General features: G+C 64.8%; 27 protein-coding genes. 10 read left to right on the top strand and 17 right to left on the bottom strand.

What is annotated here, in order from left to right; genetic code table 11:
• Window positions 1-361 precede the first annotated feature (361 nt).
• From AB7O82_RS25340 to AB7O82_RS25310, 7 genes are all read right to left on the bottom strand, one after another.
• Window positions 362-925, bottom strand: a complete 564-nt coding sequence (locus tag AB7O82_RS25340; RefSeq protein ID WP_428620446.1) for a hypothetical protein — start codon at window positions 923-925, stop codon at window positions 362-364.
• A gap of 677 nt (window positions 926-1602) precedes the next feature.
• Complete coding sequence (locus tag AB7O82_RS25335; RefSeq protein WP_428620445.1) at window positions 1603-2115, bottom strand: DUF4214 domain-containing protein; 513 nt, start codon at window positions 2113-2115, stop codon at window positions 1603-1605.
• A gap of 39 nt (window positions 2116-2154) precedes the next feature.
• A complete protein-coding gene (locus AB7O82_RS25330) occupies window positions 2155-2496 on the bottom strand; it encodes a hypothetical protein (protein ID WP_428620443.1) in 342 nt (113 codons plus the stop codon).
• A gap of 116 nt (window positions 2497-2612) precedes the next feature.
• Entirely contained in the window at window positions 2613-5894 is a 3282-nt protein-coding gene (locus AB7O82_RS25325; protein ID WP_428620442.1) for an Ig-like domain-containing protein, read from the bottom strand.
• An 80-nt stretch (window positions 5895-5974) separates the two neighbouring features.
• On the bottom strand, window positions 5975-6130 hold the full coding sequence (locus AB7O82_RS25320) for a hypothetical protein (protein ID WP_428620441.1): 156 nt from the start codon (window positions 6128-6130) through the stop codon (window positions 5975-5977).
• Window positions 6131-6761: 631 nt separating this feature from the next.
• A complete protein-coding gene (locus AB7O82_RS25315; protein WP_428620439.1) occupies window positions 6762-7067 on the bottom strand; it encodes a hypothetical protein in 306 nt (101 codons plus the stop codon).
• A 154-nt stretch (window positions 7068-7221) separates the two neighbouring features.
• Window positions 7222-7404, bottom strand: coding sequence for a hypothetical protein (locus AB7O82_RS25310; RefSeq protein ID WP_428620437.1), 183 nt, complete (start codon window positions 7402-7404; stop codon window positions 7222-7224).
• A 76-nt stretch (window positions 7405-7480) separates the two neighbouring features.
• Here AB7O82_RS25310 and AB7O82_RS25305 point away from each other — a divergent pair, with 76 nt between their 5' ends.
• The gene (locus AB7O82_RS25305) at window positions 7481-8152 is read left to right on the top strand and encodes a hypothetical protein (RefSeq protein ID WP_428620436.1); all 672 of its coding nucleotides are present in this window, start codon (window positions 7481-7483) and stop codon (window positions 8150-8152) included.
• Window positions 8153-8164: 12 nt separating this feature from the next.
• Here the strand turns inward: AB7O82_RS25305 and AB7O82_RS25300 are convergent, their stop codons facing one another.
• Entirely contained in the window at window positions 8165-8509 is a 345-nt protein-coding gene (locus AB7O82_RS25300) for a hypothetical protein (RefSeq protein WP_428620434.1), read from the bottom strand.
• Window positions 8510-8793: 284 nt separating this feature from the next.
• Window positions 8794-9135 (bottom strand): hypothetical protein, encoded by a 342-nt coding sequence (locus tag AB7O82_RS25295; protein WP_428620433.1) that lies wholly within the window; start codon window positions 9133-9135, stop codon window positions 8794-8796.
• A 224-nt stretch (window positions 9136-9359) separates the two neighbouring features.
• On the opposite strand from AB7O82_RS25295, the gene AB7O82_RS25290 reads away from it, so the two are divergent.
• Window positions 9360-10253, top strand: a complete 894-nt coding sequence (locus AB7O82_RS25290; RefSeq protein WP_428620431.1) for a hypothetical protein — start codon at window positions 9360-9362, stop codon at window positions 10251-10253.
• 865 nt (window positions 10254-11118) lie between these two features.
• A complete protein-coding gene (locus tag AB7O82_RS25285) occupies window positions 11119-11622 on the top strand; it encodes a helix-turn-helix domain-containing protein (RefSeq protein WP_428544270.1) in 504 nt (167 codons plus the stop codon).
• Here the strand turns inward: AB7O82_RS25285 and AB7O82_RS25280 are convergent.
• Window positions 11597-12127: a hypothetical protein gene (locus tag AB7O82_RS25280; protein ID WP_428544273.1), complete on the bottom strand. Its 531-nt coding sequence runs from the start codon at window positions 12125-12127 to the stop codon at window positions 11597-11599. The genes AB7O82_RS25285 and AB7O82_RS25280 overlap by 26 nt on opposite strands.
• Window positions 12128-12568: 441 nt before the next feature.
• Here AB7O82_RS25280 and AB7O82_RS25275 point away from each other — a divergent pair, with 441 nt between their 5' ends.
• Complete coding sequence (locus tag AB7O82_RS25275) at window positions 12569-12961, top strand: hypothetical protein (RefSeq protein WP_428544276.1); 393 nt, start codon at window positions 12569-12571, stop codon at window positions 12959-12961.
• Window positions 12962-13276: 315 nt separating this feature from the next.
• On the opposite strand, the gene AB7O82_RS25270 is transcribed toward AB7O82_RS25275, so the two are convergent.
• Window positions 13277-14452: a pyridoxal-phosphate-dependent aminotransferase family protein gene (locus tag AB7O82_RS25270; RefSeq protein WP_428544279.1), complete on the bottom strand. Its 1176-nt coding sequence runs from the start codon at window positions 14450-14452 to the stop codon at window positions 13277-13279.
• Between the two features lie 270 nt (window positions 14453-14722).
• Between AB7O82_RS25270 and AB7O82_RS25265 the strand changes: the two genes are divergently transcribed.
• Both AB7O82_RS25265 and AB7O82_RS25260 read left to right on the top strand, forming a co-directional pair.
• Window positions 14723-15451: a glutathione S-transferase gene (locus AB7O82_RS25265; protein ID WP_428544282.1), complete on the top strand. Its 729-nt coding sequence runs from the start codon at window positions 14723-14725 to the stop codon at window positions 15449-15451.
• 92 nt (window positions 15452-15543) lie between these two features.
• Window positions 15544-15939, top strand: a complete 396-nt coding sequence (locus AB7O82_RS25260; RefSeq protein WP_428544361.1) for an AMP-binding protein — start codon at window positions 15544-15546, stop codon at window positions 15937-15939.
• 191 nt (window positions 15940-16130) lie between these two features.
• Here the strand turns inward: AB7O82_RS25260 and AB7O82_RS25255 are convergent, their stop codons facing one another.
• Together AB7O82_RS25255 and AB7O82_RS25250 are read right to left on the bottom strand one after the other, a co-directional pair.
• Window positions 16131-16967 (bottom strand): hypothetical protein, encoded by an 837-nt coding sequence (locus AB7O82_RS25255; protein WP_428544285.1) that lies wholly within the window; start codon window positions 16965-16967, stop codon window positions 16131-16133.
• 145 nt (window positions 16968-17112) lie between these two features.
• Window positions 17113-17868 (bottom strand): SDR family NAD(P)-dependent oxidoreductase, encoded by a 756-nt coding sequence (locus AB7O82_RS25250; protein ID WP_428544288.1) that lies wholly within the window; start codon window positions 17866-17868, stop codon window positions 17113-17115.
• A gap of 208 nt (window positions 17869-18076) precedes the next feature.
• Here AB7O82_RS25250 and AB7O82_RS25245 point away from each other — a divergent pair, with 208 nt between their 5' ends.
• The gene (locus tag AB7O82_RS25245; RefSeq protein WP_428544291.1) at window positions 18077-19345 is read left to right on the top strand and encodes a glutamine synthetase; all 1269 of its coding nucleotides are present in this window, start codon (window positions 18077-18079) and stop codon (window positions 19343-19345) included.
• Between the two features lie 14 nt (window positions 19346-19359).
• Here the strand turns inward: AB7O82_RS25245 and AB7O82_RS25240 are convergent, their stop codons facing one another.
• The gene (locus tag AB7O82_RS25240; RefSeq protein ID WP_428544294.1) at window positions 19360-19533 is read right to left on the bottom strand and encodes a hypothetical protein; all 174 of its coding nucleotides are present in this window, start codon (window positions 19531-19533) and stop codon (window positions 19360-19362) included.
• On the opposite strand from AB7O82_RS25240, the gene AB7O82_RS25235 reads away from it, so the two are divergent.
• Complete coding sequence (locus AB7O82_RS25235) at window positions 19454-19855, top strand: IclR family transcriptional regulator (RefSeq protein WP_428620447.1); 402 nt, start codon at window positions 19454-19456, stop codon at window positions 19853-19855. The genes AB7O82_RS25240 and AB7O82_RS25235 overlap by 80 nt on opposite strands.
• A gap of 9 nt (window positions 19856-19864) precedes the next feature.
• On the opposite strand, the gene AB7O82_RS25230 is transcribed toward AB7O82_RS25235, so the two are convergent.
• Complete coding sequence (locus AB7O82_RS25230) at window positions 19865-20314, bottom strand: hypothetical protein (RefSeq protein ID WP_428544297.1); 450 nt, start codon at window positions 20312-20314, stop codon at window positions 19865-19867.
• 311 nt (window positions 20315-20625) lie between these two features.
• Between AB7O82_RS25230 and AB7O82_RS25225 the strand changes: the two genes are divergently transcribed.
• On the top strand, window positions 20626-21570 hold the full coding sequence (locus AB7O82_RS25225; RefSeq protein ID WP_428544300.1) for a nucleoside hydrolase: 945 nt from the start codon (window positions 20626-20628) through the stop codon (window positions 21568-21570).
• A gap of 46 nt (window positions 21571-21616) precedes the next feature.
• Here the strand turns inward: AB7O82_RS25225 and AB7O82_RS25220 are convergent, their stop codons facing one another.
• Together AB7O82_RS25220 and AB7O82_RS25215 are read right to left on the bottom strand one after the other, a co-directional pair.
• Window positions 21617-22039 carry a cupin domain-containing protein gene (locus AB7O82_RS25220; RefSeq protein WP_428544303.1) on the bottom strand — a complete coding sequence of 141 codons (423 nt, stop codon included), beginning with the start codon at window positions 22037-22039 and terminating at the stop codon, window positions 21617-21619.
• Between the two features lie 161 nt (window positions 22040-22200).
• Window positions 22201-22977, bottom strand: a complete 777-nt coding sequence (locus tag AB7O82_RS25215) for a short-chain dehydrogenase/reductase (protein ID WP_428544306.1) — start codon at window positions 22975-22977, stop codon at window positions 22201-22203.
• A gap of 583 nt (window positions 22978-23560) precedes the next feature.
• Between AB7O82_RS25215 and trhA the strand changes: the two genes are divergently transcribed.
• Window positions 23561-23888 (top strand): PAQR family membrane homeostasis protein TrhA (trhA, locus tag AB7O82_RS25210; RefSeq protein ID WP_428620429.1); only part of this gene is annotated, 328 nt, incomplete at its 3' end.

Genomic DNA, 23888 nt, shown 5'->3' with positions numbered 1-23888 from the left:
TACAAGCCGCCACGGGGGTAGCGGGCGACATTGCGGGTATCTAAGCGGGTACCGCACAAGTGCATCCGGAAAAAGTATAGTGAAATCAGATAAGTAGAACAGGAATTGGCCTCCGTCTCGGGCACCATATTTATCAAAGACTTACAAGAATTGCGGTGATCCCATCGGATTGGCGGGGACACATGGGGGGACACAATCGCGTAACTTTCGCGCCGGCTGAGCCATCTCCCGCGCCAACCACTTCACTGCTGCATGCTGCAGCAACGCCCCCCAGCGCACGCGAACCGCCGCGCGCGGCATGACCGATCGCGCGGACGGACCTCTTCGCGGAAATCGGGGAGACTGCCCCAGCAGTTGGGCGTCAGCGCAACGGTTGCAACTTGAAGCCGTGTGCAATCCAGACAGATGCAAACACTGCCAGAAGCAGCGCAGGCAACAGCGCGAGTTCTCGATGACGCGTCGCGAAGTGCTGCAATGGATACGTTTCAGCCAAGTACATTTCGAAGCGCGGGTCAGGGCTAGGATGGTAGCGCTGAAAAGCACTGCCACCCGCAGGATCAGAACGCCGTTCCATGAGACACTGGGTTACCCGCGTTTGGTCAACGATTTCCCATCTGACCCAGGACCATGCGACGAAGCCCAGCCAGACAACCGACAGGACTACAGCGAGACGCAACAACCCGATGCGCAAGCGGAAGCGAGAGCCGAGCGCGGCGGCGGCTCGTGGGAGACCGAGGCGCAATCCCCATCCAACAACCGACCACAGGCCCAGCGCGACAACTGCGCCGATCGCGTGGACAACTTGGTATCCAGGAATAAGCACGGCACGCAACCCAATCAGCCCAATGGCGGTCGATGCGAGTGCCAGAGCGAACGATCTAGGATCGCGCCCAAGCCAGACCACCAGCACAACGGCGATCCACATTTCGGGGCTCATCGACGTGCCGATGAGTTAACCGACAAGTGCGGCCAACGCTTGCATAAATCTCCCGCTCTCCCCGCTCGGCTGGTGTCGGGCGGTTGATTGCGCGTGAACACAGCATCCAACACGCCTCAAGCATTATCCCTGAAGGCGTTGTGCTCCGAGGGCGGCCCGACAACGCGGGGACTCGTGTTCAGCGCGCAAGCGCATCATCCAGCGGCACTCACTGCGGGCCAAGCGATCGGTGAACTATCTCACGGGAATGGGAACAGCGGAAGCGCTCTAGCTCCCAAGGTGAGCAGCAGCACCTGTCCCACCAGCCTCCCAGGGGGATCGGTCAGACGCACGACGAAATGCCTATGCTGCCGCGAGTCCGCCTTGGCCATGTGTCGCGAAGATGGTCACCACGACGCGCCAGTCCGGATTCCAGCAAGCCGGGATCGCGGCCGGTTCCCTCGCATGTCGGTCGGCGCGGTTTCGGCATTGGGGTGCGGACTCGGTGGGCATCCAGAGGCGACTGATCGAGACATGTGCCTCGTTAAACCGAAGACTGTGTTCGGGGGGTGGGGTGGCCTTCTATAGACGGGACTCCAAGCTACCCTCACAGGCTCCGGGCCATTCCCTAGGAAAAAATCTTGCAAAAATTCTGAGAAGTTTCGGTCATTGGTGGCGCAGCCCTCTCAAGGCTCGCGAGTGTCCAACGCGATGTCGAACGACAAGGGAGCCCACTCCCTGCCATGAAACAGATAGGCCTCCATCGTCTCCGGCTGAACGAAGAAGCTCTTTGCGATCTGCTGCAGCGTCATGCCGTCCACGAGGCGGCTGGCCCAGTAGTCGACGCCGAGTGCGTCCGGCGCTCGATTAAGGTAGGCGGCGTACATCTCGAAGAGGTCGACAAAGCGCGCCTGATCGAGTTGGGTCGCCTTCACCAGCCATGTCGGATCGAAAGCGCCCCCGTCGCCGAAGAGGATCTGGTTGACGCTGAGGAGAGTGTCCGTACCTTCGACACCCGATCGATCCTGCACGATCACCGACTCGCCAGCGACGCTCACGGTGAAGTGTTTCGACGCCTGAAGGTAGGTCACCTCATCCGAGCCGGCCCCGCCATCGAGGGTGTCGTTGCCTCCGCCGACCCGAAGATTGTCGTTCCATTCGAATCGGAACAGGCCGACTCCTGCCGACGAACCGGTCACTGTGTCGTTGCCGACGAGCGCGATCTCGAGCGCCGGCGGTCAAACACACTGAAAGATGCTTCGATAGTTCAGACCGCCTTCAAGGCCTGACAGAATCTCCCTATGTGCCTTTCCCTTGCAAGTCTGCTTCATGTATCGCTCAGCGACCTCTTGGGCTCGAGCCATTTCAAGTTCAGGGTCCGGGTTGATCACCAGTGTCGCACGCACGATCAGCATTCGGTACTCGTCAGGCGTCTCTGTCGGTGTCACGCGCACTTCAAAGAGGCGACCTTCCACCTTCACGATCTCGGCCTGCGAGCCTTCAAGCGAGCCCTTGGCATAGCAGCCGGTAACAGAGAGAGCTAAAAAGCCGACCAGAACTGACATACCCATGGTCTTCAATTCGACCCTCCCTTTTAACCCGGGCCATTGAGGCCGCAATGGCCGTTCCCCCTCGTCGATCGAACCGGCTATCCTCCCCTGAGTGCACTTCCCTCCAGACCTATCTGGACGGGCCCCTAGGCGTGATGGAAGTCGGTGCTGGCGAGGCCGAGATTTACCCCCAGCAGCACAACCTTCATGTCGGCCGCGCTGACGTCGGAAGTCGTCACCGTCTCAGCGACATTCGTCGTGTTGACCAGAACCTCGGTGTTCCCGCCGACTTCGAGATAAGCCACGCTGTGCGGGTTGAGGATGAGGTTGCCGCTGCCGGTAATGTTGCCCTGGAAACTCGGAACGCCGTGGGCACCAGCCGCAATCCCCGCGATCGTCGTGAAGTCGATCTTGTCATCGCCGTGACGGAAGTCCGTGATCGTGTCCGCCACGGCGGGCGTGGAGTGGCTCGCGGCATTGTAGGCGAAGGTGTCCCTGCCGGATCCGCCGGTCAGCTGGTCCGCACCGGCGCCGCCGACAATGGTGTCGTTGCCTCCATTGCCGTCGATGATGTCATTGCCTTGTCCGCCGACGAGGGTGTTGGCCCTGGAACTCCCCAGGATTGCCTTGTTCGTGCCCTGGATGATGCCGCCAGCGAGGTCAATGCCGTTGAAGCCGTAGGCGTGGACCGAGTTCCTGGAGGCGGTCGCGGTAAAGCTCCAATTGCCGCTGTTGTCGGTCGTCGTCCCGCCAATCCAACTGTTGCCGTCGTAGATCCAGATGGTGTCGCCAGCTTCGCCGGTGGCGCCCGTCAGGGTCACCGATCCGTTGCCATCGATCATGCTGGTGAAGGCGGGCAACCCGCTGACAGCTTGCAGGTTGAAGGTGAGCGAGGCTGAGCCGATGTTGCCGGCGGCATCGGTCTCGCTGGCCACGATCGTGTGCGTACCGTTGCCAAGCCCGATCGGCGTGAACGACCACAGGCCGCTCCAATCAGCCGTCGCGGTGCTGGCTGTCGCGCTGCCATCGATCGTGAAGTGCACGACCGCATTGGGATCGCCTGAGCCAGTGACGGCCGGGCTGGTCGTGAAACTCGTCGTGCCGCTCACCAGGCTCTCGGTCACGGCTGGGGCCGTGGTGTCCAATGTGAACGTGAGGGAGGCCGAACCGGTGAGACCAGCTGCATTGGTTTCGCTCACCGCAATGGTATGCACGCCATCAGCCAGGCCGATCGGCGTGAACGCCCAAATGCCGTCCCCGTCGGCCGTGGCACTGGCGGAGGTGGCGGAGCCATCGACCGTGAAATGCACGGTCGCGTTGGCATCGGCCGTGCCGGCCAAGGCCGCTTCCGAAGTGATTGCGTCCGTGGGCGATATACCAGTGTCGTTTTCCAGGCGCCCGGTGACGACAGGTGGTCTCGTGACGTCGACAACGGGGTCGCCGCCCATTACGCTGATTCTCGGGCTGACGATGACATTGCCACCGCCCGCGATGGCCAAGGTGCCGCTGCCTTGCACGTTGGCGAGCATGGTGGGATCGGAGCCGGGACCATAATATTCGTTGCTGTTGGCGGTCAGGGTCACCTTGTCGCCTGTCAGGTAGCCGCCGACACCCGCTGTTTGTGGACCGTAGGTCGAGAAGGTATTGTCGGTGAAATTACCCGCGCCCTGGACGATCGCACCAGTGCCCGCATTGTTCTCGAAGCCACTACCCTGGACGAGACTGATACCCGAGGTGGCGGCAATGCCAGGCCCATTGTTTTGCACGAAGTAGACGTCCTCGACGACCATGTCATGTGTGCCATTGTCGAGAATCATTCCAGCAACGCCGTTATGACGGAAGCCGCCGCCGTACCACTCGAGTCCGCTCGCGACACCGCCCGCCGGGCTGTTGGCGAAGCGCGCGCCGCCCTGCGCGTTTCCATTCATCCACGAATTGAAGACGAGACCATGCGAAACGTGGCCGAGGACGTCGAGGCCGATGCCGCCGACATGTTCGACGCTGACATTCTTGAGGCTGAGATCGGTGATCGCCCGATCGGGGCCATCGACAACGATCTTGATGCCGTCACCTTCCAGGCCGTTGCCCTGAATGCCGAAGTTGGCGAGCGTCAGCTTGCTCAAGTTTACGCCGGGTCCGACGAAGATCTCGATCACCGGGCCGCCGTCGCTGATCTGAGACAGGATCTTGGCCCCGCCGAGATCGATCCCGAATGCTCCTTGATTTGCGCTGGTCACATTGATCACGATCGGCGCAGTGACCGTATAGGAACTGTCGGTCAGGTGGGCGACATAGCTTCCTTCCATGGCCGCCTTCAGCGCCTGCTCCAATGAACTTGTCCCGTTCGACGTAGGCAAGGGCGCGGTCGTGGCGGCCGTGATGGGCGCCAGCGTCGGCAGGGCCACTCCTTCGGCTCCCTGGGAAATCTGGGCAAGGTTGCCACCGCCCAAGCCACTCGCCGACACGCCCGGTCCATTGACGATGGTTCCGGTATTCGACGCCTCGAACGCCCCACCATAACCGTCCAGGCTCGCCAGGGTAGTGAGATCGGTGCTCGTGTTGCCGACGAGGGTGACATTGCCGGCCAGATAGCCGGTAATGCCGACTGATTGTGTGCCCGTCGAGTTCGAGAAGGTGTTTTCGTTGAAGTTGCCGTAGTTCTGGAACCACACGCCAGGGCCGTAGTTGTCGGCTATGGTGCTGGCGGTGACCGAGGTGATGCCCTGGCTGGCGCTGATGCCGGCTCCGTTGTTGTTGGTGATGGTGGCGCCGTCGACATTCATGTCGCGCGCACCATTGTCGAGAGCGAGGCCGGCGCCGCCGTTGTTGTGCAAGCCACCGCCGAACCAGTGCACGGCGCTGACGATGCCGCCGTCCAGGTGCGTGAAGTAGGCGCCACCCTTGGCGTTGTTGGTCATCCAGGAATTGGAGATCAGACCTTCAAATACGCTGCCCTGCATGTCGAGGCCGTAGCCGCCGACATGATTGACGGTAACGTTGTCGATGCTCCAGTTGTAGGCCCAGCGATCGTTTCCAGCGGCGACAATCTTGATGCCGTCGCCTTCCGCGCCGTTGCCCAGAATCGTGAAGTTGGAGAGGGTCAGGTAGCGCAGGTCGACGCCGGCACCGACGTCGATCTCGATGACCGGTGCGCCATTGGTGATCTGCGAGACGATCGTGGCACCGCCAAGATCGATGCCGAGTGGCCCCTGTATCGTGCTGTTGACGTGGATGACGATGGGCGAGGAGACCGTATAGGTAGCCGCACCACCATGGGCGACGTAGCCTCCGGCGATTGCTGTACTGAGGATCGAGGCCAAGTCAGTTGCAGTTGTCGTCGTCGTACATGCGGCCATCGGGTCATCGTCGAAAAGAAGTGTCCTGCTGACGTCAGCTATCTCGATGCTCTCGATAGACGTAGTACGCATGACTGTTTCCCCGTCTGTTCGGAAGTGGAGCCTCTTGCACCGATCAGCGACGATCGGAACACTCGAGAACCCGGCAGAAACTAGGGGATGGAAGTGAAGCCAACTTTGATCTGACGCAATGCCATTGTAGGGACGACCCAAACGGCGATGCCGGCCGTCGCCTCGAACTGGCTGCGCTGGTAGGTGTTGAAGACTTCCGCCACCCCGAGCGCCAGCGCCTCCTCGGGGGCATCCACGCATGCCTCGGTCGAACTCGTCTCAGAAGGCGATTGGGGGCTCGTGCGACGCGATTTGGGACGGGACCCAGCCACCGATCGCAGCTGGGTCGTGGGCCCTCTCCGACCTGGCCGGCATGGTGTGCTCCGTGGCCATCGCCGTCGTGGCGCTGGCGATCGGCGGCGACCGCGCCGCCCAACCAAGGCGCTATGGACCGACTTCCTGCGCTAAAGCGGGACCAGGACGACCTCAAGTACAGGCGTGAATACTGCGACGTCGTCGAGCTGCTTGGCCGGAAGGCCAATAGCCCGGCGCAGATCGCGGTGATCCTGAATGTCGACAGGGCCAGCCTGTACCGGTGGGCCCGTTCTCGATAGTCGGCCGGTTTCTGACCCAAGATCACCACCGCGCCCCAAGGGGCCGGGACAGCAACTCGCCCTCGCCCCAATGACCGTCGTTAGGTCATCGACATTGTGAATGAGCAGCCCGATGAGGCCGGGTTGACGCACTGGAAGTGAAGCAAGAGCGTTGCCAACATGACGAAGGTGATATGCTCGTTGCGAGAAGTTCCGACGTGGCAGCCAGCACGCCGAAAACTTCAAACTGTCCAACTACCCGAAAGCTGAGGTGCAGTCGCTCGATGCGCATGCTTCAAGTGACGAACGCTCTGACGATGTAGAACAGAGCGCCGGCAACGGCGGCAAGGATGCCAAGGGCAAAGGGGACGAGGAACAGGACAGTGATCGCGACGCGCAGTCCTTTCGGCCCGTTTTCGAGGCAGTAGCCGAGGGCGCCAGCTATTGCGAGACCGACGATCCAGAGCGCTACCTCGCCGAGTTGGCTGGCGACTCCCCAAACGATGACGACCACGATGAGCGTGGTGAAGATTGCGGCGCTTGCCAGCGCCAGAATCGTCCCTATTCCTCGAAGCCAGTCTCTGAGCACGTAGCGTTTCATCGACGGGTTTCCTGGTCATCCAGGGCACGCTCGTGCTGCCGTTTTGCCGCCCGCCATTCCCAGGTAGATTCGCATGAACGCCGAGCCGCTCCTGCTTGGCATCGGGGTGGAGTTCAGTTTCGGTAGCGGGGGCGCTGGCGGGTTGCACGCGCGGCTAGGTAGCCTCCCGCTCTATCTCCTGCGCCAACTGGATGCACCGCTGCGCCGCTGCGTAGACCTGCAGACGCACGTGAAGCTCCTGGATGGCAGGCACCTCGCTCCTCATCAGAGAAGCATGATTTTGTAGCGCTTCGACCACCAGCCGGCGTTCTTCCTTGTCGTCAGTGTTGAGCTTCATCGCGTCCTTCCACTGCCGGACCTCGCGCCAGCCAGGCCGGCGCAGACAGCGACGACCGACCGAGGGTGGCACTATCGTGGATCAGGCGGAGGCATCGAGCTGTGACAGTCCGGTGATCGCCGGGGGGCCTCTGACGAGCCCGTCGATTGCTGGTGGAGCAGAACAACGAGGCGAGCATCGCGAACGAGTGCATGGCCCCGCGCAGCATTGGATCGACCGGACCGGCATTGCCCATCGACCGATGCCCAAGCTCGGGCTGAACGCCAGCCGCGAAGGACCCGCCAAGCGTCCGATGCCAGCTCTCCGGGAGCAACCATTGGAGCCCCTGCCGCCGCGGCTTTGCGGCGACGTCCGCCCCAGAGACAGATCGAAACATGCCTGGGTGACAGCAGTGTCCGAACGCGCCCCGGCGAATGACCTTTTCAGACCGAACCGCTCGGGCGTGGCCGCTGCACTTGATCTATCTCAAGGCCGCTACACAGGTCGCCTCCGTATGGTTTGTTCTATGGACCGAGCCCTATGGAAGCAGCATCTTGTCCTCGCGGAGAAACATGTCGCCGTTGCTGAGCGCATTGTGGGTGCGCAGAAGCAGATAGTGGCCGAGTTGCAACGTGACGGTCACTCCACGGACATGGCGCAGCGTATCCTGAAGGCATACGAGGACATTCTTGAGTTGCACATCGCAGACTGCGAGCGGCTCAAGAAGAAATTGGCAACCGACGATGCCACCCACGGCCGCTTAGACTAATCTAAGATCAGGCTAAAGCTTCGCGTGCTCCAGTCGCTCCCTCAGGAGTCTCAGGTGCTCTTGCAGTAGATTCTGGGTTTTTTCCAGTGTTTCGAGGAGAAACGCAGCAGGATGTGCGGATCGTTCCTCCAATGACAGCCCGGCCACCAGGATGCGCTGTCTCTCCAGGCGCTCGCGGCCGTCAGTGACGCGAATTTGCCCGTTCTCAACGTGCTCGCGGCTACGACCCATCTTGGCCTCTTCCGTTGCCACGAGGCGAAGGAGCTTGTCGCGTTCGATTGGATCCAGGGTCTTGTGTAGCTTCAACAAGAAAATATCGACGTTGCCCTCGGTAACGAAAACATCCAGGGACATCATGGTCAGTCCTCCCCCGCAGAGAACATCACCCCTAGAATTCTAGCGCTATGGCCCTTTTTTGCCAAGGCGGCGCGAGCCACCTAAGTCTCGCTGCGGAAGTCTTTCCGAAATCCCTTGCCATACTCTCCCGTCGCTCGGCGACGCCCATTTATCATCACTCACCGACGACGACTTGTTCAGAGGTCCTAAAGAAGCAAGCCTGAAGCAGTAGCACCTAAGAACCTAACCCAGTCGGAGCCGACGAGATTGACGACGTTGCAGGACCGGCGCCGAGCGCCGAGCGGTCAAACGCACTGAAAAATGCCTCGATAGTTCAGGCCGCCTTCAAGGCCCGACAGAATCTCCCTATATGCCTTTCCCTTGCAGGTCTGCATCATGTAGCGTCCAGCGACCTCTTGGGCTCGAGCCATTTCAAGTTCAGGGTCCGGGTTGATCACCAGTGTCGCACGCACGATCAGTATTCGGTACTCGTCAGGGGTCCCTGTCGGTGTCACGCGCACTTCAAAGCGGCGGCCTTCCACCTTCACGACCTCAGCTTGCGAGCCTTCGAGCGACCCCTTGCCGTAGCAGCCGACAACAGAAAGAGCTAAAAAGCCGACCAGAATTGACATACTCATCGTCTTCAATTCGACCCTCCTCTCAACCTGGGCCATTGAGGTCGCATGGCCGTTCGCCCTTTTTCCCCACTTCAAGATGGAGACCGCAAGTCTGTGAGCTTCGGTGCCGACGTTGAGGCGGTTATGCGTGCAAGCGGCGCATAGGGCGAGGTGAGGGTGACGTAGCGATTCATCTAACGGACTTTCTCCCTTCGCGCACGAACGGCATCATACATGGCTGGCAGGATGATCGAATGACCTCTTGGCGGGTTGGGTCCATCTTTTCCCACGCTCAACTACGGCGACGGCTTGGATCCATGCGAGTGCTTGCTCTTGGGTCGTGTCGCGTCCATGACCCGCTGACTGCCGCCGACGATGCCGGCGAGATCGAGTACCTGAACCGGCGATTCAGACGGAACCGGCCCGCCTACCTGCACGACATTCATGAGGCCATTCAGTTCGCGAGGCTGGTTCGGGGCGAGGTGGTCATGCCGAAGGGAATCGACCTGTTTGCCTACGATGGCGGACTGAACGTCGATCGCGGCATGATCGGCGCCTTCGAGCAACCAGACTGGGTCGTCGTCGAGGTCTGTACCGACAAGCATTACGAGGCAGGTGGCTGGACCCTGAACGTGAATGAGCTGCACCGGCATTTGGTGAAGGCTGCGGGTGCCGCCGGAGAGGAATGGTGGAAGACGATCGATCGCAACCAGGCGTCATCGGAGGCCCTGGCGCAGGCCGTCGAGGTCGAACTGAAGGCGCGATGGCGAACGCGTCGGGGTTTCGGGGACGGGCACCGGCTGATGCTGCGCCGTCTGGCGTTTCGCTACCTGACGGCGATGGAAATGGCCAAGGAACTGGCTGATCTCCGCGCGCTCCTGGCGGCCCCGATCCTGGTGGTGCCTCATGTCGCCGTGCGTCTGCCGGACGGCGCGTATCTCACCGAGCGGCTGCAGCACATCGAGAAGGTGCTCATGGCGGCCGGCGCCGTCGGCTTGCCGTGCCTGGACCCGCGGACCTTCGTCGTTCGCGACGGCCAAGCGCGCGCCCTGGCCGAAGGCGGCAGCGACTACCACCACTATGCTTCCGACTATGTGCCGATCGTTGGCAGGGAAATCGTGCGCGCCCTTGCAGACGCCTGCATCTAGGCGGGGAAAAAGGCGGAAGAAGCAGCGCGCAAGGCGATCACGGAGGATCTTGTCGATCCCGGTTCCGTGAACTTCCGCTATCTCAAAGCGACCGAAACCTCGGCGAGCAACTACTGCGCTGGCGGAGAGGTAGACTCAAAGAACCGAATGGGTGGGTATGTGGGATTCCCCCCGTTTGTGGTGCAGGTCTCAGTAGCTTTGGAAAGTCGTGGGAAATCCGAGTGTCCCACCCTCGGGCAAGGCCATTGGGTCGCACGGGCCATCGAGCATCGGGCGGGGCACACGGCCAGGCCGAGAGCGCGCTTCCGTCGGCACGACGCATTGAAGCTGCAGTCTATGAAAATGCACTCGGGCGCGCCACCCTCGTGGCGCGATTATCGGCGAATGACGACAGCGGTTGGACCTAGTGCTTACCTCGCACACGCTGGACGCCCGGTTCGAATTCGGAGGAATCCTTGGATCTCGCGGGAGTTGCGCTTATCACCGGGGCACGGGCGACATCGGCAGGGCGATCGTGGAGGCACTTGCCACCGCCGTCGCGGGTGTCGCGATTTCCTCGAGCAGGGGATGGTGCGGTGGATCGCCGACCAGAAAGAGAAGCGAAAATGACCCGACGCCGGCTCTGGAGTAGATAGCCACAGCACGGCAGGAAACTCCCCTACCGCGACCGTCTGAGACCGGCCTACAATCGCCCGACAGCTCACAATGAGCGGACCACCCGCAGCACGGAAGGCCAGGGGAGTCGGGGATGACCGGACGGTCCACACCCTCAGCACCGCGCGTAACCACGCGGCCACTGCGCGCCACGGCACTTGCGCAGGAAGGGCGGCTCGTGGCGGCGGAGGGCCACGAGCACTCGCGCCTCATGATCTACATGCTCGGCAACTTCCTTCATCGCATCGAGGCCGGGCGCCGCGAGGCCTACTTCGGTGACCTCGACCTGGCGCGCGTCGCCGAGACGATCGCCCTGGCCGGCGTGGAACCCGGCATGCGCGACGCCGAGTTCCGATCGAAACATTCGAGCTTCGCGAGCGTCGTTGGCGTGGACGGTCAACGGGCCATGAACGCCAGCTCGATCGCCAGCGCGCTGGGCATGTCGCGCGAAACCGTGCGGCGCAAGCTGAAGCAGCTGCTGAAACTCGGCTTCATCCAGGAGAAGGGCCGCGCCCAATTCGTGCTGACGCCGGGGGTCATGCAACAGCCACAACGCCAAGCGCTCTTCGCCTACGGTATCCAGCAGGTCGTACAACTCATGAACGAGTGCCTGGAGCAGGGCGTGGTGGGCTGGGCGACACATCAGGCGCCGCGAGGGGGTCGCGGTCAGGGTTCGCGCGGCGGCGCCCCTACGCCAGCCGGAAAGATTCCATGAACTCCGGGATCGCGGCGTTGCTCCGCTCCGCCGCCGGGCATACGGCGATCTGGGTGTAGACCACTGTCGGCGTCACATAGACGCGCACGGTCACGACGCGGTCGCCTCCAGCCGCGAGGACGAACTCCCGACCCGTGAGCGCGCCCAGCGTGACAGGACGCGCTTCGAGCACCGTCGACCCGGGCCATGATTTCTGCATGCCACCCTGAATCTGCTCGAGCGCGGACTGGAGCGCGGCAGGCGCCGTCGGAACATTCGGCTGCGGGCTGGCGAAGGTCACGTCCAGGAGCTCGAGCGTGAGCTTGTCGGGCAGTACGAACACGTAGGAGTGGAGAGTGCCGCCGTGCGCGGGCACCGTCAGATAGCGGTACCCCCTGGGCATTTTCAGCCGGTAACGCCCGTCCGGGCCGGCGATCTTGTCCCAGGCGAGCGGCTGCGCTGCCAAGGGGGCCGAATCCAGGGCGCAGGCCATAACCATGCCAGAAGCGAAGAAGCGGCGTTGCATGAAGTCCTCCAGCGCAAGCGGGCCGCCGTCCGGCGGCCCGTGGCGATCAGCTCATCAGGTCAGCCCGCGCCTTCCATATCTCGGCAACCGCGGGCGTGCCAAGAAACGCGACGAGAAGGGCAGCAAGCACCCAATGAGGACAATGCATTTGTCCCTTCCTGTAATGGTGCGCAACTAGCCCATACGCCGGCACGAGCGACAATGGGCCAAGCGCTCATTTTGAGCGAGTGACAGCCGTGGGATGCATCTTCATCTCCAAATCCCTGTTGACTGCGCGCCAAGCAGGACCGTGTCGATTGCGCGGCCCGCCCAACGCTCATTTTGAGCAGTCAGTGGGGTGACGACTTCTACCGGGGGATGCACGCTGAGCGGGGAGGCCGACAGGAGCTCCCGGACGGCACTCGCGGCCGCGCCCTTTGCAACCGGATCAAGGAGAGCTCAATGCGCCTGCTGATCGGCTTGTGTGCCGTTCTCGCCATGCTGCCGACCGCTTCGGGAGCCCAGACCGCGTTGCCTTCATCGCCAATCGTTTGGGCCAACGATCATGCCCGCCTGGTCATCCAGTCGGTCGCACCCGACGGCAGGCTGACAGGGACCTACGAGAACGGCAGCAGTTTCGTGTGCGGCGGTGTGGCGTATCCGGTGACGGGCTGGATCGACGGTGACCGGATCTCCTACACGGTGTTGCGCAAGGATTCGCGCGGCTGCGGCGCAATGCAGACGTGGACAGGCTTCTTCAACGCGGGCGAGCTCGTCGTTCAGTATCTGGACCTCTTTTCGAACGGCGGCGGGAACTCGATCGTGAGCGGCAGCGACCGCTATCGGCGGCTATAGCGCCGGCGAGGGCAGCGGCACCTCCGAGCGAACAGGCCAAACCTGCTCCGACCGAGGCTTTTCACCAGCCGCTGTAGCGCGAAATGGAGCGGAAACAGCGGCAGCGGCCGCAAGAGTCGCCTGAGTGGGACTGGAAGAGCTGGAACTGTCGTCACCTGAGAGCAGCATCGTGAAGAAGGGTGTGGCGGGCTGGCACGACGCAGGCGTTACCCGACGCCGGCCGGCGCTGAACCACCATTCCGGTGCGAGACTTCTTGCGCTGTCCCGCTGCTGACTGCGAAGTATCGCACATCGGTACGCCCAGCCACGCTCGGTTCAAGCTGCCGCTCTTCTCTCCTCGAGCGGTCGCGCGAACAGTGCCGCGGCGGCGGCGACACCGGCGCCCTCGCGGGGTGCGATTCCGAGATTGCGCAGTGTGAGCTCGATGAAGTGGAGATCGGTCAGGATATCGCTTTCGCTCACGTACCCCATCGTGCCGATCCGGATCAGCTTGCCCGACAGATGGGTGCGCGAGCCGGCAACCACGGTCCGGTAACGCTCATAGAGATTCTGGATCATGACGTTGCCGTCGAGCCCGTCGGGCACGCGCACGACCGCCACGGTGTCGGAAGGCGCCTCGCGCGGGAACGGCGGCAGACCGAGCGACGCCAAGCCGGCGCGCATTGCCGCGGCCAGGCGTCGGTGGCGTGCGAGCACATTGGCGAATCCCTCCTCCTCGATCATGCGCAGGGCTTCGGCAAGCCCCGCCATCAGCGATACGGGCGGGGTGAACGCGCCCTCCAGCTTGTCGAGTGCGGCGCCGGCCTTGCGGAAATCCCAGAAGAACCGCCCGCCGTGGCCGCGCTCGATGACCGCCCAGGCCTTGGCGCTGATGCCGACCAGCCCGATGCCGGGCGGGCACATCAACGCCTTCTGCGACGCTCCGATCACGAGATCCAGATGCCAGCGATCCTGCTCGACTGGCAGGCCGGCGATGCCGCTCACCGAGTCGACCAGCAGCAGGGTCGGGCGGTCTTTCGTCAGCGCGCCGATCGCCGGCAGGTCGGCGGTCACGCCTGTCGAGGTCTCGTTGTGCGTGACGCACAGGGCAGCGTAGTCGCGGTGCTCGAGCTGCTGTCGGATGGCCGCCGGATCCGGCGCCGTGCCCCATTCCACCTCGAGCATGTCGACCTTGCAGCCCAACGCCTGGGCGATCTGGCCGAAGCGCACGCCGAACTGGCCATGCGCAACCACCAGCACGGGCGTCCCGGGCGGCGCGATATTGGCAAGTGCGGCCTCCATGGCGGCCGTGCCCGAGCCGGCGAACGTCAGCACCTTGCCGCGCGTACCGAAGATCGGACGGATCCGGCGCTGGATCTCGCCAACCAGGGCGTGAAACTCCGGGCCGTGATGATCGATCACGAGGCCGGCGATCGCTTGGCGAACGCGCGCCGGCACCGCCGTCGGTCCGGGCAGCCGAAGCCGGTACGGCAGTCTGCTCGTGTCGTTCATCGTGTCACCTCCGTCCTCCTGCGAACGAGACGCCGGCCGAGCGATGGTCGTCCTTGATCCAGGTCAATGCTGCACATTCGGCTCAGTCGGGCGTCATTTGCCCGCGCGATCCCGGTCGGTGAGTGAGACGCAGTTCGATGCGCGGTGCCGTCCGAGGCTCGCGGTCGCGCCCTCCGGGCCGTCGCGGCGTGATCGGCCGTTCGGCTGGAACAACCGGCCCTTCTGTGTCAACGATGCGACCTCGCCCTGAATGGCAAGAGAGGCGCGCCCATGGCTTACGAGTTCTTCTATTGGCCGGAGATCCAGGGACGCGGCGAATTCGTTCGCTTGGCCCTCGAAGATGCGGGCGCTGCCTATATCGACGTGGCGCGCGGCCTGGAGAGCGAGGGGCGCGGGGTTCCTGCCATGCTGGCCCTGATGCATGGCGAGGGCACGTCGCATCTCCCGTTCGCCCCGCCGTTCCTGCGCGACGGCAAGACGATCGTCAGCCACACCGCGACGATCCTGCTGTATCTGGGCGGGCGGGTCGGCCTTGCGCCAGGCGACGAAGACGGTCGGCTATGGACACATCAGATCCAGCTCACGATCACCGACATCGTCAAGGAGGTGTACAATTCCCACCATCCGATCGACGAAGACAAGTGGTTCCACGAACAGAAGGACGAGGCGGTCGCGCGCGCCGCAGTCTTCCGCCGCGATCGACTGCCGAAGTTCCTCGGCTGGTTCGAGCGGATTCTAGCGGCGAATCCGGCGGGGGCGGACCACCTGGTGGGAAATTTCGTTACCTACGCCGATCTGTCGCTGTTCCAGTTGATCGAGGGATTGCGGTTCGCGTTTCCTGTCGCGTCCGAACGGGAGTTGGCGAGTCTGCCGCGGGTGACGGCTCTGCACGACGCCGTGGCGATGCGGCCGCGACTGAAGGCCTATCTGGCGAGCGAACGGCGCGTACCGTTCAAGGAGACCGGCATCTTCCGTCGTTATCCCGAGCTGGATGGCTAGCATGAAGGGTTCTCGACAGAACTGGTCGACGCCGATCTCGGTGCGTCGGCGATGCACTATCCGCTGAAGCAACGCACGATCGGCCATATTTCATCGCCCAGTCCGTTGCGGTCGCGGCCGTCGTGTCCGCGGAGTGGGCGGCGCGCGTGGCCGAGGCGCTCGCGGGCGGGCACAAGGTGAAGTCGCTCGTCGCCTTGGGCGGCGGCGAGGCCGAGCTCGCGGCGCTCGGCCGTCCGATGGTCGATCTCGCCGCCTTCGGCCAAGCCTCGGCCGAGGAGCCGGACCTCGACGCCGTGCAGGCGAGCGATCCGCAATACATCATGTACACGTCGGGCACGACCGGGCCGTCGAAAGGCGTGATCAGCCCGCATTCGCAGGCCCATGGCGTCGGCCACTCGCTGGAGCAGAACTTGAACGCCTTCATGCCCTCCCTGCCATTCGCGGCCAAAATCCGCGGCAGTTCTATCGCCGCTGGCGTGACTACATGAACGGTGCCGACTGGGACACGCTCCCCGGACGGTGCGACACCACACCGGCCAGCTTCGCGGACTGACCGTGAGCGTCGTCGTCGTCACGAGGAAGGCACCATGACTGTCGCCGTCCAGACTGCGGCCATCAGAACGTGCTTCTGGCGAAGAACCTCACGGTGTTCTTCTGATCCAGACTGGAGGCGGGCGTCTTATGACCAGCCCCACGGGACGTTGCTGGTTTGCGGCGCGAAGATGTAACGGAACGTCGTGACCCCTTTCACGGCGTTGCTCGGGGTGGCCCAGCCGATCCCGAGCGAGCTGATCGGACCCTGGGTGACGGCGTGCGTGCTCTCCCTGTAGTGCATCTCCTCGCCGCCGTACCATCCCCATTCGCAGATCTTGACCCGTACGCTCGAGCCGCTGGGCTTCCACTCCTCGATCAGGCCGACATGCTCGTAGGGGGCTTTCGGGCAATGCGTGACGATGGCGTCGCCTGGCCGGACGTCGCCTATGCTGGTCCGGCGGCGCGCCGGCGCCGCGTACACCGAGATGTGGGCATCGGGATTGGCACCATAGAAATTGCCGACCAGGCAGTTGCAATCCAGGGTCATGAAATCGCGGGCGTACTGCTGCAGCGTCATTCGCGCCGGCAGCTTCCCGTTGACATCGCGCTCGGTGCCGATCCGTCCCACAGCGAGCGCGAGCCGCAGGGCGTCGGTGATCTCGTCGGGGCTGCCCTTGCCGACGAAAGCGCGGACGAGACTGTCCGCATAGAAATCCTCCGTGCGCGGGATCTGGGCAAGTGGCGTGTCGGAAAAATAGAACATGGGGCCGCAAGGCGTGTGGGCATTGCCGTGGTGCGCCTTGCGCAGCGCGTCGCGGAAGACCGCGTACTCGTGCTGGATGGCGGCGCCGGCGCCGCTCTTGCCGTTGCGGTAGTTCCAGCCCGATCCGTAGCCGGTGAGCCCGCAGTTCAGCCGTGTGCCGTCGAACGGGCTCGGAATGGCGAGGTACGTGTAGCGATCGAGATACTGCTTCGGCGTCATCTCCAGACCTCCGCGGAAAGGGGCACACCTGTGCCGCCGTCCTTCAGCGTAGGCAAAGATATGTGCGACAATCTGGAGAAGAGGCGGCCGATTGATGAGTTCATTGTGTCGGCAACCGGCAAGCCCTGTCGATGCCCGAGGCCGCTCAGCGCATTCCCACGGGCAATCCGCCGTCGACGACGACGGTCTGCCCGGTCACGCTGTCGGCTTGGCAGTAGGCGACTGCGAGCCGCGCGATGTCGGCGGCACTGCCGGTTCGTCCGAGGACGCTCTGGGTGCGGGCAGTTTCCTTCACTTCCTCCGGCAGTCGCCCGGCCATGCGCGTTCCCTCGACCAATCCCGGCGCAATGCAGTTCACGCTCACATCCGGCGCCAGAGCGACGGCCAGGCAGCGTGTGAGATGGATCAGTGCCGATTTGCCTGCTGCATAGGCGATGCTGCTGCCGGTCGGCGCCAGCCCGGCGAGCGAGGCGATGTTGACGATCCGCCCGGCGCCGTGCCGGCGCAATTCAGGGGCGAACGCGCGGCAGAGCAGAAAGGGACCGCGCAGGTTGGTCTCGAGCACCCTGTCCCAGACGTCGGCGGTCAGCGTGTCGAGGTCGCGGAACGGGATGCCGATGTTCCACGCCGCGTTATTGACCAGGATGTCGAGCCGCTTGAAAGGCGCGAGCACTGCACCGACGCAGTGCTCGATCGAGGCTGGGTCGCGCTGGTCGAGCTGCAGGGCGTGCCCTTGCCGGCCCGTCCGCCGTACCGCCTCGACCGCGGCATCCGCGCGAGCGACGTCGCCGACATAGGAGATCGCGACATCCGCGCCGGCGGTGGCAAGCGCCTCCGCGATTGCCCTGCCTATGTCACCCGAGCCTCCGGTGACAAGCGCAACTTTTCCCGCGAGATCCACGGCGTCCTCCGAATCCGGACCGGCGTCCAACATCTGCGAGGTAAGCATAACGTCCAGCGGATGTCGCCATTGGCTGCCCCCGCCGGTCCCGGCGGTTTCCCTTGTGAGGTTGCCCGACGAGGGTGCAGGACGCGAGGCGAGGCTGCAGTCGCCTCCCCGGGGCGCGCCATTGTACAGTGCCGGCCTTTGAAGGAGGGGGGCCGGGGACGTGCGTGAGGAGCTGGTTTTCGTGGGCATCTGCGACATCGCAGGCCATGTGCGGGGCAAGGGATTTCCGCTGTCGGAGCTGCCGTCGCGGCGGCACAAGGGCGTGGGCTGGACACACTCCAACCTGATGCAGTCGGCCTTCGGCACCATCTTCGAATCGCCGTTCGGCACCGCGGGCGATCTGATGATCGTGCCCGACCCGGCCGCCGAGGTGCGGGTGGCCTTCGACGCCGGCACGGCGGTCGAGCACTTCTTTCTCGGCGACCTTCGCAACACCGACGGCTCGCCGTGGGAGTGCTGCCCGCGCGACTTCGCGCGCCGCGGCCTGGCGGCGCTGGGCGAGGCCGCCGGGGTCTCCCTGCTCTCGGCGTTCGAGCAGGAGTTCGTCTATACCGGCGCCGCCGATCTGCCGGCACACGCCTACAGCCTCGCGGCGTGGCGCGGCCAGGGCACGTTCGGCGAGACGCTGGTCGCGGCGCTGCGGGCCGCCGGCCTGTCACCGGACAGCTTCCTGCCGGAGTACGGCGAGCGGCAGTTCGAGATGACAGTGGCGCCGGCCGCGGGCATCGCCGCCGCCGACCAGGCGGTGATCGCCCGCGAGATGGCGCGCAGTGCCGCCTTCCGGCACGGTCATCGCGCCGTGTTCTCGCCCGTGCTGACGGCGGACGGCCTGGGCAACGGCGTGCACGTCCATATGAGCCTGCGCGACGCGGCCGGCGCGCCGGCCTCGCACGCGCCGAACGAGCCGATGGGGTTGAGCCCTCTGATGCGCCGCTTCTGCGCCGGCATCCTCGAGCACCTTCCGGCGATCGTGGCACTCACCGCGCCGTCGCCCGTGTCCTACCTGCGGCTCCGGCCCAATCGCTGGGCGCCGACCGCCATCGACATCGTGCAGCAGGATCGTGGTGCCTCGCTGCGCGTGTGCCCGGTCTTCGTCCCCGGCGAGGCATCGGAGGTCGCGCGCCAGTTCAACGTCGAGTTCCGCACCGCCGACGCCGCCGCCAGCCCCTACATGGTGCTGGGCGCGCTGGCCTTCGCCGGCGCCGACGGGATTGCGCGCAGCCTCGACCTGCCCGCGCCCGACGGGCGCCGTCTTCTGCCCGCCTCGCTGGCCGAGGCGCTCGATCTGCTGGCCGGCAGCACGGCGGCACGCGGCTGGATGGGGTCGGTCTTCCTCGACACCTACCTGCAGCACAAGCGGGCCGAGCTGGCGCATGTGAAAGACCTCCCGACACAGGAGCTCTGCGCCCGCTACGCCGCCGTCTACTGAGCGACCCGCCGCCGCTACCCGGCTGCCTGTCGAGCCGCGGGCTGCGGCGCGCCCAGGGCCTGCAGCGTGCGGTGGATTGCGGCCTGTTGAGCCGGCGAGGCGGTCGGCATCGGCGCCCGCGGCCAGGTCGGCGGCAGGCCCCTCACGCTGATCGAGGCGGCCCCGGTCCATTGCACGAGCGTCGGCAAGGCGATCCTAGCCTTTCAGGTTCCCTCGGCGATCGATGCGATCATTGCCGAGGGCTTGAAGCGCTATACCGACGCGACGATCACCGATGGCCGCAGGCTGCGCGCCGAGCTGAGGCGGATTCGCGAGCGCGGCTATGCGGTGGACGAAGGCGAGCATCAGCCGGGAATTCGCTGCATCGGAGCACCGATCCGGGAGCAGTTGGGAAGGGTAATCGCCTGCCTGAGCGTGAGCGGCCCGGCGCGCGGCATGCCGAAGGACCAGATCCCGGAGCTGGCCAGGATCGTGGTGCACCACGCCGGCTTGATCTCGGCGAAGCTGTAGCGCTGCCCGTCAAGGAAGCACGACCTTCACGAGCCTGCCACCGCGCACGTCGACGCGTTGCATCATCGAGCCGCCTTCGACCTTGGCCGGGCCCTGCCACTTGACGCTGGTGGTCGCGTACCAGACGCCGTCGGGAACGCGCCCGAAGGAGAAGCTGCCCGAAGCGTCGCAGCGCGTGGAACGCAGGCTCGAGACATAGAGCGGATCGTCCCGTTCGAACTTCACCGGCCCGAGGCTGGCGGCGCGCGTGCCTCTCGTCGTGTTGCCGAAGATCGCCGTCATCCTTGCCCGCGCATAGGCGCTATCGGGAATCAGGTTTGCCGACTGCCCCTCGCAGGTATGGCTCGTGCCGCTGGTCTTCATGATCGCGGTGCCGCTCACGGTGTTCGCGCCGGGCTTGCGCGCCCAGTCGATCTCGGCAGGAGTGATCGGCGTGGAGAGCGCGGAGGCCTGCGGCATGGACGGCGCTCCGAGCTGGGCGCATCCCCCGACGGCCAAGGCGATTCCCAGGATCGCCGTCGAGGGCCACCCAGCAGACTTCATACGCATCTCATCCTTCTCGTCCGGCACGGTAGGCAGGAATGTCGCCGCCGGCCTGTGTACAATTGGGGTCTCGGTGCTCATGAGGACCGTGGGCGTCTCGCCCGCTCATTTTCCATGCGTATGAGCGGGCGAGACGCCCACGGTCCAGACGGGCATGAGCGCCACCAGGGCGCACTCCCGGCGCCTTTGCCGGTGGCGCTCCCGGCGCATCTTTCATATGAAAGGCAATGGCGCGCAACAGGCTGATCTTCGACACCGATGGCGGCGTGGACGATGCCCAGGCGTTGCTGCTGCTGATCGGCAACGGCCGGCCGCCCGATGCCATCACCACGGTGTTCGGCAACGTCGACGTCGATACCGCGACCGGCAACGTGCTGGCGACGCTGGCCGTGGCGGGGGCGGCGATCGAGGTCCACAAGGGGGCGGCCGAGGCGCTGGAACAGGAGCTGATCCATGCCCGGCATGTCCATGGCGAGGACGGGCTGGGCGGTGCGCCACGTCCGCCGACCGTGGCCGACATCGCGGGCTTCGATGCCGTGGGCTACCTGGTGGCGACGCTCGGCGAGGCGGCGCGCAGTGGCGCGGCCGTCGACCTGCTGATGGTCGGCCCGCTCACCAACCTCGCCCTGGCGCTGCAGGCCGCCCCCGGCATCGCGCGCGGTATCGGCCAGCTCACCATCATGGGCGGCACCCTGCACGGCCGTGGCAACCACACGCCGGCCGCCGAATTCAACATCTATGCCGACCCCGAGGCGGCTGCGATCGTGTTCGCTTTCGACATTCCCACCGTCGTGGTGCCGTGGGAGCCCTGCAAGACGCACTACCTGACCGGGCTGCAGACCGATGCGCTGTTCGCCGCAGTGCCCGAGAGCCCGCACAAGCAATTCGCGCTGGCGCTCGCGGTCCATTCGCGCAAGACGCCGGCCGGACGCGACAGGGTCGACTGCCTGTGCTTCGTCGATCCCCTGGCGGCGGCCGTCGTCGTCGAGCCGGGCATCGTCACGCGCTCCCTGCGCGCCTCGGTCGACGTCGCGCTGGCGCCCGGCATCACCCGCGGCATGACCGTGGTCGATCCGTCGGGCCGACTCGGCACGCCCATGGTGACCCTGGTCGAGGAGGCCGATATCGAGCGGCTCGCGGCGCTCTACGCGAGATCGATCAGGGGGCTGTGACGCCGGACAAGAGCGTGTCGTGAAACCGTTGCATCAGCAGCGGCAGCTATTCCGCAGCTGCGGCCTGCGCCGGCGGCGCCTCGACGACCCTGGTCTTGAAGTTCGCCGGCGCCACGATCTCGAGCACCTCGAAATCCTCGGAGCAGGCGATCTCGCGATGCGGGATGCCGGGAATCTGGTTGATGCAATCGCCCTTGCGGATCGTCCGCTGGCCGTGGCCCGCATACTCGAACGTGGCCCAGCCATTCATGACGTAGACCATCTGGAACGTGCAGTCGTGGACGTGCCACTGCTGCACCTCGTCCTTGGCCTTGTTGCCGTTGTGACGGATGAGGTGAACCACGTAGTCGCCCTTGGTCGCTTCCTTGATGCCGAGATCTCGATATTCGAAGATCTCGCGCAGTCCCGGAGTCCATTTGGCGGCGGTCGCGAGGTCGTGGCTGAACGTCCAGTCCTTGATGTTGGACATGATTTCCTCCCGTGCAGGTCCTGCGCGCGAATACTCATCCAGCATCCGCCCGTTGTCGAGGCGGGCAGCGGCGCGCCCGCCGCATGGCGGATCAGTCCGCCACCGCTTGCGGCCGGACAACCGGTTGGCACCATGGACGGGCGGGCTCCCGTTCAGACGCCCTACAGAACTCCGGCATAGTGCGCCGCTCCACCATCGATCGTGACCACCGTGCCGGTGATGTGCGACGCCCGATCGGAGGCCAGGAACGCCACGAGATCGGCGCACTGCTCGGGCGCGCCGACGGGCGGATTGGCCGGGATCAACTCCTGCCAGCGTGCGGCATCGCCGAGCTTGGCCGCAGCGGTCGCCCGCAGCATCGTCTCCATCCGCTCGGTGCGGATGAGGCCGGGATTGCAGGCGACGATGCGGATGCGATCGACCAGGCTGGTGCCGCCCATGCCCCGGGTGAAGGCCATCAGCGAGGCGTTGCCCGCGCTGCCGGCGATGTAGCCCCAGGTCGGCCGCTCCCCGGCGACTCCGAGGACGTTGACGATGACGCCGCCGCCGCGCGCCTTCATGGCGGGATAGACCGCGCGGCAGAGATTGATGTAGCCGAACACCTTGAGATTCCACGCGTCGCGCCACCGCGCCTCGTCGATCGCCTGCAGGTCGCCGGCGGGAATGGCGCCGGCATTGTTCACCAGGATGTCGATGTCGCCGCAGGCCGCGGCCAGCGAGCGCGCGGTGTGGCCGTTGCTGAGATCGCAGGCATGGATGGTCACCGAAACGTTGTGCCGCGCCTGGATCGAGTCGCGGGCGCGCTCCAGATCCGCCTTGGTCCGGGAGGCGATATGCAGATGGCAGCCTTCCTCCGCCAACTGCCTGGCGCACGCCAGCCCAATTCCCTTGGAGGCGCCGGTGACGAGAGCGAGCTTGCCGCGCAGATTGAGATCCATGCCAACCTCGAGTGACTGTCGTTCATCCTCCCCCTGTGGCGCTGCAAACAGCGCTGCAGGGAGGGAGGTACTCCGTCATACGTGGAGGAAGGGGAAGGCGCCAGACAAGGCGCTGCGGATTCCGACGTCAGAAGCGGAGAGATCCAGCTGGGCTCACCCCCTTGAGCATTGGCGCATATTTGCTGGATGAACGCGTCATTCGCTGGGAGCGCGCCACTCATAGGCGCTAACTTTGCCAAAAGAAGGCGTCATGCGCTGGAGCGCGCCACTCCCGTGGCGCTCATGCTCTTCCGGACCGCGGGTGTCCCGCCCGCTCATCACTCATCATGATCATGAGATCATGAGCGGGCGGGACGCCCGCGGTCCAGGTGCGCTCCCGGCAAAGCGGCGACATCGATGGGCAAAGTTAGCGCCTATGAGCGCGCCACTCCGATGGCGCTCATGGGATGTGCAATCACCAAGAAGAGCGCCATCGGAGTGGCGCGCTCCCAGCAACAGAGGCGACCGACGACGAACAGGTTCACACGGAGGGCGCCATCGTGCCAATGTGGCGGCCATGCCGACGCCTGGAACAGCGAGAACTGTGAGCGCCCATGAGCGGGCGGTCGATGCCGTGATCCATGTGCTGGGCCTGGGGCTCGGCGTACCGGCGGCGGTGACGATCGTGGTGCTCGCCGCGGTCCTCGGTTCGGGCAGCGACGTGGTGACGGCCGCGATCTACGCCACCGGCCTGGTCGCCATGTTCGGTTGCTCGGCCGCCTACAACATGCTGCACCAGCATCGATGGCGCGACTGGCTGCAGCGCTTCGACCATGCCGCGATCTTCGCCATGATCGCCGGCACCTACACGCCCTTCACGCGCCTGCTGGAACCCGGCTGGGCGGTCGGCCTCACCGCCTCGGTGTGGGGCG

This window comes from Reyranella sp. (assembly GCF_050185545.1).
Classification (GTDB): Bacteria; Pseudomonadota; Alphaproteobacteria; order Reyranellales; family Reyranellaceae; genus Reyranella.
Note: the sequence above shows the minus strand (reverse complement) of the source record. Positions and strands in the feature narration are given on the sequence as shown.

What these genes read in the sequence shown, in the direction of transcription:
- AB7O82_RS25340 (WP_428620446.1), bottom strand. Translation starts at nt 925, where the DNA reads ATGTGGATCGCCGTTGTGCTGGTGGTCTGGCTTGGGCGCGATCCTAGA.
- AB7O82_RS25325 (WP_428620442.1), bottom strand. Translation starts at nt 5,894, where the DNA reads ATGCGTACTACGTCTATCGAGAGCATCGAGATAGCTGACGTCAGCAGG.
- AB7O82_RS25315 (WP_428620439.1), bottom strand. Translation starts at nt 7,067, where the DNA reads ATGAAACGCTACGTGCTCAGAGACTGGCTTCGAGGAATAGGGACGATT.
- AB7O82_RS25310 (WP_428620437.1), bottom strand. Translation starts at nt 7,404, where the DNA reads ATGAAGCTCAACACTGACGACAAGGAAGAACGCCGGCTGGTGGTCGAA.
- AB7O82_RS25300 (WP_428620434.1), bottom strand. Translation starts at nt 8,509, where the DNA reads ATGATGTCCCTGGATGTTTTCGTTACCGAGGGCAACGTCGATATTTTC.
- AB7O82_RS25290 (WP_428620431.1), top strand. Translation starts at nt 9,360, where the DNA reads ATGACCTCTTGGCGGGTTGGGTCCATCTTTTCCCACGCTCAACTACGG.
- AB7O82_RS25285 (WP_428544270.1), top strand. Translation starts at nt 11,119, where the DNA reads ATGATCTACATGCTCGGCAACTTCCTTCATCGCATCGAGGCCGGGCGC.
- AB7O82_RS25280 (WP_428544273.1), bottom strand. Translation starts at nt 12,127, where the DNA reads ATGCAACGCCGCTTCTTCGCTTCTGGCATGGTTATGGCCTGCGCCCTG.
- AB7O82_RS25275 (WP_428544276.1), top strand. Translation starts at nt 12,569, where the DNA reads ATGCGCCTGCTGATCGGCTTGTGTGCCGTTCTCGCCATGCTGCCGACC.
- AB7O82_RS25270 (WP_428544279.1), bottom strand. Translation starts at nt 14,452, where the DNA reads ATGAACGACACGAGCAGACTGCCGTACCGGCTTCGGCTGCCCGGACCG.
- AB7O82_RS25265 (WP_428544282.1), top strand. Translation starts at nt 14,723, where the DNA reads ATGGCTTACGAGTTCTTCTATTGGCCGGAGATCCAGGGACGCGGCGAA.
- AB7O82_RS25255 (WP_428544285.1), bottom strand. Translation starts at nt 16,967, where the DNA reads ATGACGCCGAAGCAGTATCTCGATCGCTACACGTACCTCGCCATTCCG.
- AB7O82_RS25230 (WP_428544297.1), bottom strand. Translation starts at nt 20,314, where the DNA reads ATGCCGCAGGCCTCCGCGCTCTCCACGCCGATCACTCCTGCCGAGATC.
- AB7O82_RS25225 (WP_428544300.1), top strand. Translation starts at nt 20,626, where the DNA reads ATGGCGCGCAACAGGCTGATCTTCGACACCGATGGCGGCGTGGACGAT.
- AB7O82_RS25220 (WP_428544303.1), bottom strand. Translation starts at nt 22,039, where the DNA reads ATGTCCAACATCAAGGACTGGACGTTCAGCCACGACCTCGCGACCGCC.
- AB7O82_RS25215 (WP_428544306.1), bottom strand. Translation starts at nt 22,977, where the DNA reads ATGGATCTCAATCTGCGCGGCAAGCTCGCTCTCGTCACCGGCGCCTCC.